The following is a 13,806-nucleotide window of genomic DNA, read 5'->3' as shown; positions in this document are numbered from 1 at the left end:
GCGATCATCGCGGCCGACAAGGTCGCCGCGCTCAAGCTCGCGCCCGTTTCACATGAAACAGAGGTCCGCCTCGATCGCTACATCGCGCTGCTCCGCGAGTGGCAATCCAAGACCAATCTGGTCGCGCCTTCGACACTGCCAAACCTCTGGACACGGCACATCGCCGACTCCCTTCAGCTCGTCGATCTCGCGCCGACTGCAAGACGCTGGGCCGACCTCGGCAGCGGCGGCGGTTTTCCAGGCGTGGTCCTCGCCTGTGTGATGGCGGGCAAGCCGGGCGCGAGCGTCCACCTCGTCGAGCGAATCGCGAAGAAGGCTGCCTTTTTGCGCGAAGCGATCCGCGTCACCACATCTCCGGGAGTCGTACATCTCGCTGAGATCGGGGATAATGTGGATAGAATCACCGGCCCCGTCGATTGCGTCACCGCGCGTGCACTGGCTCCGCTACATCAACTCATCGGCTTTGCGGAGCCCCTCATGCGCCAAGGCGCAAAGGCATTGTTTCCGAAAGGTCAAGATGTAGAGGCTGAATTGACCGAAGCCACTAAATATTGGAATATCCAGCCCAAGCTGCATCCAAGCCGAACCGGGGACGGGTGGATCGTGGAGCTGACGTCCGCCGAACGGCGAGGCTGAGGCGTTCAGGGGTGAGTGGGGAATTGCGATGAGCGTGATTGACGAACCAGGCCAAGAACAGTCGGCCCAGGACAAGGCAGCGGAGGTCCCGCACGGCCACCCGCGCATCCTTGCGCTGGCGAATCAAAAGGGCGGCGTGGGAAAGACAACCACAGCGATCAATCTTGGCACGGCGCTCGCTGCAATCGGCGAGCGCGTCCTGATCGTCGACCTCGATCCCCAGGGCAACGCCTCGACCGGGCTCGGCATCGACCGCCGCAACCGCTCCCTCTCGACCTATGACGTGCTGGTCGGCGAAGCCGCCTTGCGCGAAGCGGTGGTCTCGACCGCGGTGCCGCGGCTGCACATCGCGCCCTCGACCATGGACCTCTCCGGCCTCGAGCTCGAGCTTGGCACCACACCCGGCCGCGCCTTCAAGCTGCGCGATGCGATCGGCGCGCTGAACAACAACGTCTCGCCCGACGCCGACTACACCTATGTTCTGATCGACTGCCCGCCTTCGCTCAACCTGCTCACCGTCAACGCGATGGCTGCGTCAGATGCGATCCTGGTGCCGCTGCAATGCGAGTTCTTCGCGCTCGAAGGTCTGTCGCAACTCTTGCAGACCGTTGAGCAGGTGCGCTCGACGCTCAACCCGAACCTGTCGATCCACGGCATCGTGCTGACCATGTTCGACTCGCGCAACAACCTCTCGAACCAGGTCGTCGCCGATGTGCGCCAGTTCATGGGCGAGAAGGTCTACAAGACCATGATCCCGCGCAACGTGCGCATCTCGGAGGCGCCGTCCTACGGCAAGCCGGTGCTGGTCTACGATCTCAAATGCGTCGGCAGCGAAGCTTACCTGCGGCTTGCGACCGAGGTGATCCAGCGCGAGCGCGAGCTGCGAACGACGCATTGAATCCAGACGTGTCATTCCGGACAATTTGCGGCACGCGAACTGATCCGGAATCCCGAGATTTGGAATTGAGCAACGCCGGGAGTCCGGGTTCGCACTTCGCGCACTCCGGAACGACGGGACCAGAGTAGCAGGAGCGTTCGAGTTGAATCCAAGGGAGCTGGCGATGGCCGACGAAGCGCGTTCGCGACTGGGCCGAGGTCTTGCGAGTCTGATCGGTGATGTCGGCGGCGAGGCGCAGCATGTCGATCGTCCGCGCGCGCAGCGCAAGGTGCCGATCGAATTCATCAAGCCCAACCCGCGCAATCCGCGCCGTACCTTTTCGGACACCGAGCTGAAGGAGCTCAGCGATTCGATCAAGCAGCACGGCGTGATCCAGCCGATCGTGGTGCGCCCGGTGAAGGGCGTGCAGGACCGCTACGAGATCATCGCCGGCGAGCGGCGCTGGCGCGCCTCGCAGATGGCCGGTCTCCATGAGGTGCCGATCGTCCCCGTCGATATCAGCGACAGCGATGCGCTGGAGTTCGCGATCATCGAGAACGTGCAGCGCGAGGATCTCAACCCAATGGAGGAGGCGCAGGGCTATCACGCGCTCGCCAACGAGTTCAAACGCAGCCAGGAGGACATCGCCAAGGTCGTCGGCAAGAGCCGCAGCCACGTCGCCAACATGATGCGGCTGACGAAGCTGCCGGCCGAGGTGCAGGCCTTCATCGCAACCGGCGAGCTGACCGCGGGTCACGCCCGTGCGCTGATCGGCGTGCCGGATCCGCTCGCGGCCGCCAAGCGCATCGTCGAAGAGGGCCTCAACGTTCGCCAGGCCGAGGCGCTGGCGCATGAAGAGGGTGTGCCCGAGCGCAAGCCGCAGAAGGCGCGCGCCAGCGGTGGCAAGGAAAAGGATCCTGACACGATCGATCTGGAGAAGCGCGTCAGCGACGCGCTCGGCCTCAAGGTCACCGTCAACCACCGCGATCCCGGCGGCTCCGTGCAGATCAACTACCGCAACCTCGATCAGCTCGACGAGGTGATGAAGCGGCTGGCCAAGGGCGCGCTGTAGCCTGGGTCGTCGTTCCGGGCCGGCGATGCGAGTCCCGGAATATCGCACGGCGTAGTCACGTCTTTCCCTCGCCCTGGGGAGCCGCGGAGCGGCGTCTCGAGGCGAGGGAAAGAGACGTGCCTGCATCCTTCGAGACGCGCGCAAGAGCGCGCTGCTCGGGAAGAGGGGCCACGGCAGTCACCGTGACGCGGCATTCTCTCAACACGTCATTGCGAGGAGCGTCAGCGACGAAGCAATCCAGAATCCTTCCGCGGAGGGAGTCTGGATTGCTTCGCGGAGCCTGTCATCGGGCGGCGCTTCGCGCGGACCCGTTGGCTCGCAATGACGTGGAGAGAGTTGCGTCCGCAATGACGTGGCGCGAGAGCGGCGCCTAGCCCCGGCGCTTTGCATTCGCGGCGATCGCCATCAGCGCGCGTTGGGCGATGGCGGCGGCGAGCGTGGATTGCCTGCGGGTATCGAGCGCAGCGGTTGCGAGCTGCTCGATGATGGCGGCAAGCCGGGCTGGGGTGAAATTGCGCAGCGCGGTTTCGACCGCGGGCTTTCGCGAAAAATGCAGGCGCGGGAAGCCGCCGTCGAGCACGGCGGACGCAGGCGTACCGTCGGCGATCGCGAGCGCAGACTTGTGCAGCCACGCGGCCTGGCGTTGTGCGGCCGAGATGATCACGCCGGGATAGGTGCCGGCGATCATGGCCTTTGCGAACTCGCTTTCGACGATGTCGGGCCTTCCGGCAAAGGCGCCGTCGACGATCGGGTCGAGCTTCAGCTCGGAGGCGTCGGCGACCACGGCCATCACGTCCTCCAGCGTCACCTCGCCCTTGCCGTGGGCGTAGAGCGTCAGCTTGCGCAACTCGTTGCGCGAGGCCTGGCGGTCGCCGCCGAGGAACGACATCAGCGCCGCGCGGGCATCCTGCGCGATGCGCAAATTGGCGATGCGGAGTTCGTCCTCCATCAGCCTCGCAAGATCGCGCTCGGTATCGGGATAGCAGCCGATCGCCACGGCGGTCTTGGCTTTCTCGCAGGTCTTGCGCAGTGGCGATTCGGGACGGAGCTCGCCGGCCTCGATCACGATGCGGCAATCCCTCACGCTCATCTCGGCCAGCGTCTCGATTCCGCTGGCAAAGCTGCGCGAACCGGCGCGAACGCGGATGGCGCGGCGGCCGCCGAACAGCGGCACCGTCATGGCCTCGTCGACGAGGCGAGAGGGTTCGGCCGAGAGCTCGTCGCCATCGAGCTTGACCAGCGAAAACGGATCGTTGGGATCGTCCACGGCCGAGGCGATCAGCGCATCGGCGCGCTCGCGCACGAGGCCGGCATCGGGTCCGTACAGCAGGATGATGGGGCGGCCCGCATCGGGACGGGCGAGGAAAGCGTCGATCTCTTTTCCGCGCAATGCGACCATGGTCCAGATCGTCATTCCGGGGCGCGCGCAGCGCTAGCCCGGAATCCAGAGGTTTGGGATCAAATCCCGGGTTCGCGCTGCGGGCGCCCAGGAATGGCGGGAATGACCTACGTGCCCGCGGTGAAGAACGAGGCGAGGCGGGTCGTGATGTTCTCGGCAATCTCGTTGGCGGCGCGATCTTCGGCATCGCGCACGGCGCGGGTGCGCGAGAAGCGCTGATAAGATCCCGGCATGTCGTAGGACACGCGCGAGAAGGTCGAGCCGGACATGACGGACTTGCCGGTCACGACTTCGACCAGGTTGTACTGGGCGTCGATGCCGAGATTCTCGCTGGTCGGCAGTCCCGTCGTGGCGCTGACGATCAGCGAGGAGCGGGTGGTGGTGAAGCGGATGTCCAGCCGGTGGGTCGGCGGCATGCCGGTCGCCGTGCCGTAAAGCTTGAAGGCCAGCGCGTTGCGGATCTCGACGCCGACGCGGGCTTCGCGGGACGCGTTGGGCTTGTTGATGGGGGGCAGCTCGACCCCCATCAGCTTCTCGCGCAGGCCGGGGGTCCCGTCGTTCCGCTCGGCGTACATCGGCTGGAAGCAGCCGGCCGTCAGCGCCGCCAGGGCGGCGACCGCCAGCAAGCGGGCTGCGATGCGGATCCTAGCCGACAACATTCACGATCCTCTTGGGGACGATGATCACCTTGCGGACGGGCTTGCCGTCCAGGGCCAGCTTTACCGCATCGAGGGCCAAAACGGCAGCCTCGATTTCCGGATTCTGGGCCAGTGTTGCAACTGTGACCTCACCCCGCTTCTTGCCGTTGACCTGGACCACCAGGGTCACGCTGTCTTCAACCAGCAGATCGCGTTCGATTTGGGGCCAATTGGCCTCCGAAACCAGCCCCTTCTGGCCGAGAACCTGCCAGCACTCCTCGGCCAGATGCGGCATCATCGGGGAGAACAGCTGGACCAGGATCTGGCTGGCTTCACGGATCGCCCAGGCGAGGTCCGGGGCGGGCTGGCCGGGGCGCTGCAGCACCTCGGAGAATGCATTGGTGAATTCGCGGATATGGGCGAGGCAGACGTTGAAGTGCAGCCGCTCGATCCCGGTGGTGACCTTGTCGAGCGCACCATGGGCGGCCTTGCGCAAGGCCGTGGCGTCCGGACCGAAGCTGGCCGGCCGGGCCGCCGGCGCGGCCTTGGCGAGCGCGACGCAATCGTTCACCAGGCGCCACAGCCGCTGCACGAAGCGCGAGGCGCCCTGGACGCGCTCGTCGCTCCAGATCACGTCGCGGTCGGGCGGTGAGTCCGACAGCATGAACCAGCGGGCGACGTCGGCGCCGTAGGTCTCGATGATGTCGTCGGGGTCGACGGTATTCTTCTTCGACTTCGACATCTTCTCGATCGGACCGATCTGGATGTCTTCGCCGGTGGCCAGCAGCGTCGCGCGGCGCCCGTTGCCGCCAACCTCGACCTTGACCTCGGCCGGCTGCACATAGGAGCCGTCGGCCTTCTGGTAGGTCTCGTGCACCACCATGCCTTGCGTGAACATGCCGGCGAACGGCTCGTCGAGCGCGATGTGCCCGGTCGCCTTCATCGCGCGGGTGAAGAAGCGGCTGTAGAGCAGATGCAGGATCGCGTGCTCGACGCCGCCGATATACTGGTCGACCGGCAGCATCCGGTTGGCCACCGCGGGCGTCGTCGGCGCATTCTCGTTCCAGGGATCGGTGAAGCGGGCGAAGTACCAGGACGAATCCACGAAGGTGTCCATGGTGTCGGTCTCGCGCTGCGCCTTGCCGCCGCATTTGGGGCAGGTGACGTGCTTCCAGGTCGGATGGTGGTCGAGCGCGTTGCCGGGCTTGTCGAAGGTCGCATCGTCGGGCAGCTTCACCGGCAGGTCGGCATCAGGCACCGGCACCACGTCGCATTTCGGACAGTGGATGACGGGAATCGGGCAGCCCCAATAGCGCTGGCGCGAAATGCCCCAGTCGCGCAGGCGGAAATTGACCTGCCGCTCGCCCACCGGCGCATTGCCGCGCAGCTCCGTCTCGAGACGCCTCGCCACCTCGTCCTTGGCCTGCTCGATGGTCATGCCGTCGAGGAAGCGCGAATTGATCATGCGGCCGTCACCGTCATAGGCGGTGTCGGTGATGACGAAGGACTTGGGATCCTGGCCTTCAGGGCACACGACAGGCGTGTTGCCGAGATCGTACTTGTTGACGAAATCGAGGTCGCGCTGGTCGTGCGCCGGGCAGCCGAAGATGGCCCCGGTGCCGTATTCCATCAACACGAAATTGGCGACATAGACCGGCAGCTTCCAGGACGGGTCGAACGGGTGCACCGCGCGGATGCCGGTGTCGAAACCCTGCTTCTCCGCGGTATCGATGATCTCCTGCGCGGTGCCGATCTTCTTGATCTCCGCGATGAACTCGGCAAGCTCGGGGTTCTTAGCGGCTGCGGCCTGCGCCAGCGGATGATCGGCCGAGATCGCCATGAACTTCGCACCGAACAGCGTGTCGGGGCGCGTGGTGAAGATCTTCAGCTCGCTCTCGCCTGCCGGCGTCGTCGCCGCATCGAGCGCGAAACGGATCAGCAGGCCCTCGGAGCGGCCGATCCAGTTGCGCTGCATCAGCCGCACCTTGTCGGGCCAGCGGTCCAGCCCGTCCAGCGCGCTCAAGAGCTCCTGCGAGTACTTCGTGATCTTGAAGACCCACTGGTTCATCTCGCGCTGCTCGACCACGGCGCCCGAACGCCAGCCCCGGCCGTCGATCACCTGCTCGTTGGCGAGCACGGTCATGTCGACGGGGTCCCAGTTCACCTTGCGCTTCTCGCGCTCGGCAAGCCCCGCGCGCAGGAAGTCCAGAAACATCTTCTGCTGGTGCTTGTAGTAGGAGGGATCGCAGGTCGCGATCTCCCTGGACCAGTCCAGCGACAGCCCGATGGAGCGGAGCTGCTTCTTCATCGCGGCGATGTTGTCGTAGGTCCATGCCTTGGGCGCCACCTTGCGCTCGATCGCGGCATTCTCCGCCGGCAGGCCGAAGGCATCCCAACCCATCGGATGCAGCACGTTGAAGCCCTTGGCGCGCATGAAGCGGGCGAGCACGTCGCCCAGCGTGTAATTCCGGACGTGACCGATATGGATGCGCCCGGAGGGATAGGGGAACATCTCAAGCACGTAATATTTCGGCCGCGGATCATCGTTCTTGGAGACGAAGATCTTCTGATCGTCCCAGAGGCGTTGCCAGCGCGGTTCGGCGTCGCGGGCGTTATAGCGTTCGGAGGTCATGGAATCGTTGGGCTTTTCGTGGGTTCGGCCGGCTTAAGACGGCGGACTAGGCCATAGAAGGCCTTAGGGGGTCAATGGGTTGCCGCATTCTGGAACTTTGGCCGGGTCTCCGCATAACTACGAGGGCCCGCGTTGGCGTGTGATTAAGGGGTCGATGCCAATTTGCGGCTCGACAAGACCGCGATACCGCAAATGTATTCCAGCTTCGACGATCCCGATTACGACTATGCCGCGTCCATCGCCGGACGTGCGATGCGGAGCATTGCTGAACAGCGGATTGCGCCGACGCCGGCCAATTTTGCCGTCTGGTTCCAGTATTTCGCAGGCGGTCATGACGATTTGCGCAACGCCATTGATCTCCTGATCGATCACAATCGGCCCTTCGACGCCCGAACCAACAAGGATCTGTTCGAGACCTACGTCGCGAACCAGGTGAGCGCCGCGGTGGTCGACACCTCGGAGCGGCTCCAGGCGCTCATGGGGGCCGCGAAGGAGTTTCTGGCGACTGCGATTGCCGACAATCATTCGCAGATGCAGGCCATCAGTGAGGTGGCGGATCAGGGCAGGGCCGGCGTCGATCCAAAACTGCTGGTGGCCCAGCTCATGAACGAGCTGGCGCGGGCCGCCACACGCGCGACCCGGCTCGAGGCGGGCTTTGCGGAGAAGACGCGCGAGCTCGACGTGATCCGCGACTCACTGTCGAGGTCCGAGCAGCGCGCCCGGACCGACATGCTGACCGGGCTGGCGAACCGGAGGGCACTCGACGAATTCCTGCGCAAGGCGCAGGCGACCGCTGAATGGGGCGAGCCGCTCTGCGTCCTGATGCTGGACATCGACCACTTCAAGTCCTTCAACGACAATTTCGGCCACGGCGTCGGCGACCAGGTGCTGCGCCTGATGGCCAAGGTGCTGCGCGAAAAAGTTCGCGAGCAGGATCTGCCGGCCCGCTATGGCGGCGAGGAGCTGATTGCGGTGCTGCCGGACGCCGATCTCGCGGCTTGTGCCGAGATCGCCGAACGCATCAGGCGCGCGATCGCCGAAGCCACGATCACGCGTCGCTCGACCGGCGAGATCCTGCCCAGCATCAGCGTGTCCATCGGCGCGGCGCAATACCGCGTCGGCGAGGCGATCACAGATCTGATCGAGCGTTGCGATCGCGCGCTCTATCTCGCCAAGAGCAGCGGGCGCAACCGTGTGGTGACGGAGATCGAGGTCGAGCGCGCGGGAGCTGCCGGCTAGGCGCTGGCCGCAAATATCACCTCGGTCGTGCCAGTCTCGATCGCCTGCACGCCGTGCTCCACGACGTTGTTGCGACCGCGGTGCTTGGCGGCATAGAGCGCGGCGTCGGCGGCTTCGATCAGATCGCCTGGCCGCAAGCTCTCATTGGGCTTCGTCGCGGCGACGCCGATCGAGACCGTGACGATCATGTGGTTCGAGGTGATGTGCGGGAGGCAGAGTTTCAGCACGGCCGCGCGCACCTGTTCGCCGATTTCGACGGCACGCATGACGTCCGTGTTCGGCAGCAGCAGGCAGAATTCCTCGCCGCCATAGCGTGCCGCGAAGCCCATCGTGTCAGCGGCAATGCCGGACAGTGATTCGCCGAGCCTGGTCAGGCAGGAATCGCCTTCGAGATGGCCATAGGTGTCGTTGAACAGCTTGAAGTGATCGACGTCGATCATCAGCAACGCAAGCTCGCTGCCATATTGCTGCGCACGCATCCATTCGAAGTCGAGCCGGCTCTGGAAGCCGCGGCGATTGGCGAGGCCGGAGAGCATGTCGATCGAGGCCATCACGGTCAGGCGATCGTTGCTTGCGATCAGCTCGCGTTCGCGCTGGCTCAGCTGCGCGGCCATCGCGTTGAACGCGCGCGCGAGCGGCACGAATTCGGCCGGCAGTCTGTTGCGGGCCGCGCGCGCCGACAGGTCGCCCTCGCCGAGACGTTTGGCCATGTCGACGAGCATCTCGATCGGCTTGATGACGAGTTTCTCTGCCGCGATCAGCGCGCCGAGCAGGACGAACACCACGACGAAAGCGAACTGCAGATAGGCGGTACGGATGTCGCGACTGACGGCAGCGGACACCTTGTCCTCGTCGATGCTGGTGATCAGGCGAGCATTGGTCCCCGCAATGCGGATGTAGCTGACTGCCCGGCGAGAGCCATCGGCAGCGAGGAAAGACAGCGAGCCCTCGTCTTGATCGGACCGAAGCGCCTTGTCGGCGATCGCGGACATCAGCGGCATGTTGTCGAGGGGCCGGCCGACCGCGCTGCGCTGATCGGCCGGGGCGGCCAGCACGGTGCCCGCGCTGTCGACCAGCACGGCGGTGATGCCGGGGCGGCCGCCCAGATTGCTCATGACCTTCGACATCCAGTCGAGGTTGACGGTGGCGAGCACGACGGCATCGGGGACGCCGCTGAAGGCGGAGACCGGATAAACCGCCATGACCGTCGGCGACAGCACCGGTCGCGACATGATGAAGTCGCTCAGTATGAAGCGGCCGGTTTGCTGTGCCTGCTGGAAGTACGGCCGGTCACTCAGATCGAGGCCGACATACATGTTGTTGGTGGCGCATTGGATGCGACCGTCCTGGCCGGCGATCAGAAGCGTGCGTATCCAGGGGAGGCTCGACGGCAGGCTCGCGCGCAGCACGTCGCAGCTCTTGCTGATGCCGCCGACGGAGGCGCGGATGAAAGCCTCCGATTTCAGGATGGTCTCGACGGACGAGATCACCTCGCGTTGCGCATCGGCGCTATGCCTCGCCACCGTGGTGAACTCGGCCGCGGCCTGCGCGATCTGGCGCGTACGCGTGTCCTCGAGCGAACGGATGCGGTCGAACATCAAAGGCGCCACGAGAATCACCGCGAGCAACGCAAGCCGCGCCCGGATTCCGAGAACCTGCTTGAGTTTCGCTCGCTTGCGGTTGAGACTGACGCTGGCCATCTTCGCTACCCACCCCGTGGCCCAAGGTAAAGCGAAGGGTTCAAAAACTGTTTCTTGAACTCGGTAAAATTGGACTTAACTCGGTTGGGAGCACAGCCAAGAGACGTCATGACGGAAGCCAACACCGCGCCGGTAACCGGCCATTCACCAAACGCGCTTGCCGCGGTCGAAGCCGAAATCGCCCGCGCCTGCAAGGACGCGGGGCGCGACCGCGCATCCGTGACGCTGATTGCGGTTTCCAAGACGTTCGCCGCGGATGCGATTACCCCGGTCATCGCCGCCGGACAGCGCGTATTCGGCGAGAATCGGGTGCAAGAGGCCAAGGGCAAGTGGCCGGCGCTGACGTCTGTTTACCCCGATATCGTGCTGCATCTGATCGGGCCGCTGCAATCCAACAAGGCGAAAGAGGCGGTCGCGCTGTTCGACGCGATCCATTCGGTCGATCGTCCGAGCATTTGCCAAGCGTTAGCCAAGGAAATCGAATCCCAGAACAAGCACCCGCAACTCTTCGTCCAGATCAACACCGGCGAGGAGCCGCAGAAGGCCGGCGTCGCACCCGGCGAAGCCGATGCATTCCTCGCGAGCTGCCGGGACACCTACGGGCTGACAATCTCCGGCCTGATGTGCATCCCCCCGGTGGATGAGCCGCCGGCCGGGCACTTTGCTCTCACCGCCAAGATTGCCGCACGCAATGGATTGAAGAATCTCTCGATGGGCATGAGCGCGGACTTCGCCACCGCCATCATGTTGGGTGCCACCCATGTGCGGGTGGGAAGCGCGATCTTCGGGCACCGGTGAGAGCCGTTAGCGAGGAACGCGCTGGCAACCGCCATCGATGACGCGGAGTGAGCCGCCTACACGAACCCCACCGACACCTTTCCCAGCACGCCGAAATCCGCGGCGAAATGATCGCCGCCCTGGATCGGCAGCGGCGGGTGGCATGTGCCCGTCGTCACCACCTCCCCTGCCCGCAAGGTGATGCCGAGCCCGCGCAGCTCGTTGGCAAGCCAGGCAAGCGCAATGCGGGGATCGCCGAGCACGTTCCTGCCGTGGCCGATATGGCGCTCGCCGCGCAGTGCGATCTGCGGCCGTTCCGCAACGAGATCCATCGCCCGCCAGTTCGCAATGGTCGGCGCGCCCAGCACGAACAGATGCGCGCAGGCGTTGTCGGCGATGAGCTGCGCCTCGCCCGCGCTGACGAAATCGGCAAAGCGCGAATCGGGAATCTCGATCGCGGGATGCAGGGTCTCGACGGCGGCGAGCACCTCGTCGGCGCTGTAGGGCGTCGCGCGCGGCGGCAGATCGCGCCCCATGCGGAAGGCGAATTCAGGTTCACCGACGCGCATCTCATTGCCCTTCATCGATGCGGTCCCGCCGTCGGCGATCACGGTGTCGCTCATGATGCGCCCAGCCAGCGGCCCCGTGACGTTGATGTGCTTCTGACCGGCCTCGCTCGTGGCTGCGATCTTCCAGCCGAACAATGTCCCGCTCGATCGTCGTTCGAGCGCGGCCTGGATGGCGTAGCCTTCAGCGCGACTCTGCGGCCGCAACCGCGTCTCCAGCGCGTCGAGCTTGGTGCCGTCGCGCCAATGCCTGACCAGGAGCTCTGAAGCGGCGTCGATCTGATCCTTGTCGAGCATGCACCCTCACCCGATGATGATTCTCGTTCGCGGGCCCAAGCGCCGCAGCAATTGCAACATCGCAGATTTCGTCATGGAGACGCAGCCCGCGGTCGGGCCGAAATTATCGCGCGCCAGGTGCAGGAACACCGCGCTGCCCCGGCCGGCGACGCGCGGCCGGGTGTTGTGGTCGATCTCGACGATAAAGTCGTAGAGATGGTCGGCCCGCTTGAGCCGGTCACCGCCCTGTCCCTCGCCGAGCCGGATGCTCTGGTTGTAGTGACGGTCGCCTGGATCCTCGCACCAGGCATCCGCCGCTGTGATCATCCGGGTCGGCAGGAATGTCTGGGGGCGGCTGTGCCGGTCGCCCCGCCACCACAGCCGCCTGGGACGGAAGCTGCCTCTCGGGGTGCCGCCATCGCCCTCGCGCTTGTTGGCGAGAATACCGCCCCGCCCCAGCGCAACCGGGATGGTCAACGCTCCGGCCGTCAGCCAGCCCCGGCGCGGATTACCTGCAGCAGGCCTAACACGGATCGCAGAGAGCGGCCCAGCGCTGCGAGTCTCGTTGTAACCAACTGAAACTGCTTTATTTTTCATGTGAACGTGCAATGTCGAATTCATTACAGGACATTCATCAAAACGGCCTGCTATTCTGAGTTAGAGTAGTTCTGGCTTGTGAATCGGTAACAGCCCACTACTTCAACACGAACAACAAAAATAACGGCGACCCCTAAACTTCCCCTCGCGGCTGGGCGCGGCATGGATGCGCGCCGAGCCGGACTCCAAAAGGATGACTTCCCATGCCCAACGCCCGCAAGATCCTGATCGTGGATGACGATACCGATCTGCGCGACACGCTGGTGGAGCAATTATCGCTGCACGAAGAATTCGAAGCCTCCGCCGTGGATACCGGCGCGAAGGGCGCGAGCGCCGCGAAGGCGAATTCTCCCGATCTCGTCCTGATGGACGTCGGCCTGCCCGACACCGATGGCCGCGAAGTGGTCCGCTCCCTGCGCAAGGGCGGCTTCAAGGCCCCGATCATCATGCTGACCGGGCACGACACCGATTCCGATACGATCTTGGGGCTGGAATCCGGCGCCAACGACTATGTGGCCAAGCCCTTCCGCTTCGCGGTTCTGTTGGCCCGCATCCGCGCGCAGCTCCGCCAGCACGAAGCCAGCGAGGACGCGGTGTTCTCGGTCGGCCCCTACTCCTTCCGTCCCGGCTCCAAGATGCTGACCGCGGCCAATGCGCGCAAGGTCCGGCTCACCGAGAAGGAGACCGCGATTCTCCGCTTCCTCTACCGCGCCGGCCAGATGCCGGTGTCGCGTGAGACCCTGCTCCAGGAGGTCTGGGGCTATAATTCCGGCGTCACCACCCACACGCTGGAAACCCACATCTACCGCCTGCGCCAGAAGATCGAGAAGGACGCGGCCAACCCGGAAATCCTGGTCACCGAAGCCGGTGGATACAAGCTGGTGCCGTGATACGTTCCGGAAACGCGCGATTCGTCGTAAATTGGCGCGTTCCTCGAGCCACGGACCGGAATGTCAATCGACGACGACGTAGCGCTTCTCGAGCGTGTCCCGACACTGCGCCTGTTGGGGGACGCCTCGTTGCGCATGCTGGCGATCGGCTCCGAGCAGCGCGACTTCGTCCGCGGTGACGTCCTCTTCAATCTCGGCGATGACGCCGATGCCGGCTTCGTGGTCCAGCGCGGCGCCTTCAGGGTCGAAGACGGTGCCGGTGCCGAGATGATCGCCGGGCCCGGCGCACTGATCGGCGAGCTCGCGCTGGTGGTGCCGATGAAGCGGCCATCGAGCGCAATCGCGCTGGAGCACGCCTCCGTCATCCGCATCGCACGCAGCCTGTTCCAGCGCGTGCTCGAAAGCGACCCTGCCGCTGCGGTTCGCCTTCGCGACGAGTTCGCGGTGCGTTCGAGTCAAATCGCGAGTGATATCCTCATGGCCGGTGCGAAGCTGACGTCCTGAGTG

At 64.9% G+C, this 13,806-nt stretch carries 13 protein-coding genes; 7 read left to right on the top strand and 6 right to left on the bottom strand.

Annotated features, from left to right (window positions below):
• Positions 1–3: 3 nt before the first annotated feature.
• From rsmG to K408_RS0111195, 3 genes are all read left to right on the top strand, one after another.
• Entirely contained in the window at positions 4–636 is a 633-nt protein-coding gene (rsmG, locus tag K408_RS0111205) for a 16S rRNA (guanine(527)-N(7))-methyltransferase RsmG (RefSeq protein WP_245265893.1), read from the top strand.
• A 28-nt stretch (positions 637–664) separates the two neighbouring features.
• Positions 665–1,534 carry a ParA family protein gene (locus tag K408_RS0111200; protein WP_024338703.1) on the top strand — a complete coding sequence of 290 codons (870 nt, stop codon included), beginning with the start codon at positions 665–667 and terminating at the stop codon, positions 1,532–1,534.
• Positions 1,535–1,697: 163 nt separating this feature from the next.
• Entirely contained in the window at positions 1,698–2,585 is an 888-nt protein-coding gene (locus K408_RS0111195) for a ParB/RepB/Spo0J family partition protein (protein WP_024338704.1), read from the top strand.
• A gap of 370 nt (positions 2,586–2,955) precedes the next feature.
• Here the strand turns inward: K408_RS0111195 and holA are convergent, their stop codons facing one another.
• From holA to leuS, 3 genes are all read right to left on the bottom strand, one after another.
• Positions 2,956–3,984, bottom strand: a complete 1,029-nt coding sequence (gene holA / locus K408_RS0111190; protein WP_024338705.1) for a DNA polymerase III subunit delta — start codon at positions 3,982–3,984, stop codon at positions 2,956–2,958.
• Between the two features lie 107 nt (positions 3,985–4,091).
• Positions 4,092–4,643: an LPS assembly lipoprotein LptE gene (lptE, locus tag K408_RS0111185; RefSeq protein ID WP_024338706.1), complete on the bottom strand. Its 552-nt coding sequence runs from the start codon at positions 4,641–4,643 to the stop codon at positions 4,092–4,094.
• Complete coding sequence (gene leuS, locus K408_RS0111180; RefSeq protein ID WP_024338707.1) at positions 4,630–7,254, bottom strand: leucine--tRNA ligase; 2,625 nt, start codon at positions 7,252–7,254, stop codon at positions 4,630–4,632. The genes lptE and leuS overlap by 14 nt, the downstream gene beginning before the upstream one ends.
• Positions 7,255–7,446: 192 nt before the next feature.
• On the opposite strand from leuS, the gene K408_RS0111175 reads away from it, so the two are divergent.
• A complete protein-coding gene (locus K408_RS0111175) occupies positions 7,447–8,493 on the top strand; it encodes a GGDEF domain-containing protein (protein ID WP_028145867.1) in 1,047 nt (348 codons plus the stop codon).
• Here K408_RS0111175 and K408_RS0111170 read toward each other — a convergent pair.
• Positions 8,490–10,193 (bottom strand): sensor domain-containing diguanylate cyclase, encoded by a 1,704-nt coding sequence (locus K408_RS0111170; RefSeq protein ID WP_024338708.1) that lies wholly within the window; start codon positions 10,191–10,193, stop codon positions 8,490–8,492. The genes K408_RS0111175 and K408_RS0111170 overlap by 4 nt on opposite strands.
• Before the next feature lie 108 nt (positions 10,194–10,301).
• Between K408_RS0111170 and K408_RS0111165 the strand changes: the two genes are divergently transcribed.
• Complete coding sequence (locus K408_RS0111165) at positions 10,302–10,991, top strand: YggS family pyridoxal phosphate-dependent enzyme (protein WP_024338709.1); 690 nt, start codon at positions 10,302–10,304, stop codon at positions 10,989–10,991.
• Between the two features lie 56 nt (positions 10,992–11,047).
• On the opposite strand, the gene K408_RS0111160 is transcribed toward K408_RS0111165, so the two are convergent.
• Both K408_RS0111160 and K408_RS0111155 read right to left on the bottom strand, forming a co-directional pair.
• Positions 11,048–11,833, bottom strand: a complete 786-nt coding sequence (locus tag K408_RS0111160) for a 2-keto-4-pentenoate hydratase (RefSeq protein WP_024338710.1) — start codon at positions 11,831–11,833, stop codon at positions 11,048–11,050.
• Positions 11,834–11,839: 6 nt separating this feature from the next.
• Positions 11,840–12,409, bottom strand: a complete 570-nt coding sequence (locus K408_RS0111155) for a L,D-transpeptidase family protein (protein WP_035698006.1) — start codon at positions 12,407–12,409, stop codon at positions 11,840–11,842.
• Between the two features lie 203 nt (positions 12,410–12,612).
• Here K408_RS0111155 and K408_RS0111150 point away from each other — a divergent pair, with 203 nt between their 5' ends.
• Both K408_RS0111150 and K408_RS0111145 read left to right on the top strand, forming a co-directional pair.
• Positions 12,613–13,299, top strand: a complete 687-nt coding sequence (locus tag K408_RS0111150) for a response regulator transcription factor (RefSeq protein ID WP_024338712.1) — start codon at positions 12,613–12,615, stop codon at positions 13,297–13,299.
• A 60-nt stretch (positions 13,300–13,359) separates the two neighbouring features.
• Positions 13,360–13,803 carry a cyclic nucleotide-binding domain-containing protein gene (locus tag K408_RS0111145; protein WP_024338713.1) on the top strand — a complete coding sequence of 148 codons (444 nt, stop codon included), beginning with the start codon at positions 13,360–13,362 and terminating at the stop codon, positions 13,801–13,803.
• The last annotated feature ends 3 nt before the right edge of the window (positions 13,804–13,806 follow it).

It is taken from the genome of Bradyrhizobium sp. in8p8 (assembly GCF_000426845.1).
Taxonomy (GTDB): domain Bacteria; phylum Pseudomonadota; class Alphaproteobacteria; order Rhizobiales; family Xanthobacteraceae; genus Bradyrhizobium; species Bradyrhizobium japonicum_C.
The sequence above is the reverse complement of the archived record's forward strand: the minus strand, read 5'-3'. Positions and strand labels throughout refer to the sequence as shown.

Coding starts and splice junctions, on each gene's coding strand:
- K408_RS0111200 (WP_024338703.1), top strand. CDS start 665: ATGAGCGTGATTGACGAACCAGGCCAAGAACAGTCGGCCCAGGACAAG.
- K408_RS0111195 (WP_024338704.1), top strand. CDS start 1,698: ATGGCCGACGAAGCGCGTTCGCGACTGGGCCGAGGTCTTGCGAGTCTG.
- holA (WP_024338705.1), bottom strand. CDS start 3,984: ATGGTCGCATTGCGCGGAAAAGAGATCGACGCTTTCCTCGCCCGTCCC.
- lptE (WP_024338706.1), bottom strand. CDS start 4,643: ATGTTGTCGGCTAGGATCCGCATCGCAGCCCGCTTGCTGGCGGTCGCC.
- leuS (WP_024338707.1), bottom strand. CDS start 7,254: ATGACCTCCGAACGCTATAACGCCCGCGACGCCGAACCGCGCTGGCAA.
- K408_RS0111175 (WP_028145867.1), top strand. CDS start 7,447: ATGTATTCCAGCTTCGACGATCCCGATTACGACTATGCCGCGTCCATC.
- K408_RS0111170 (WP_024338708.1), bottom strand. CDS start 10,193: ATGGCCAGCGTCAGTCTCAACCGCAAGCGAGCGAAACTCAAGCAGGTT.
- K408_RS0111165 (WP_024338709.1), top strand. CDS start 10,302: ATGACGGAAGCCAACACCGCGCCGGTAACCGGCCATTCACCAAACGCG.
- K408_RS0111160 (WP_024338710.1), bottom strand. CDS start 11,833: ATGCTCGACAAGGATCAGATCGACGCCGCTTCAGAGCTCCTGGTCAGG.
- K408_RS0111155 (WP_035698006.1), bottom strand. CDS start 12,409: ATGAAAAATAAAGCAGTTTCAGTTGGTTACAACGAGACTCGCAGCGCT.
- K408_RS0111150 (WP_024338712.1), top strand. CDS start 12,613: ATGCCCAACGCCCGCAAGATCCTGATCGTGGATGACGATACCGATCTG.
- K408_RS0111145 (WP_024338713.1), top strand. CDS start 13,360: ATGTCAATCGACGACGACGTAGCGCTTCTCGAGCGTGTCCCGACACTG.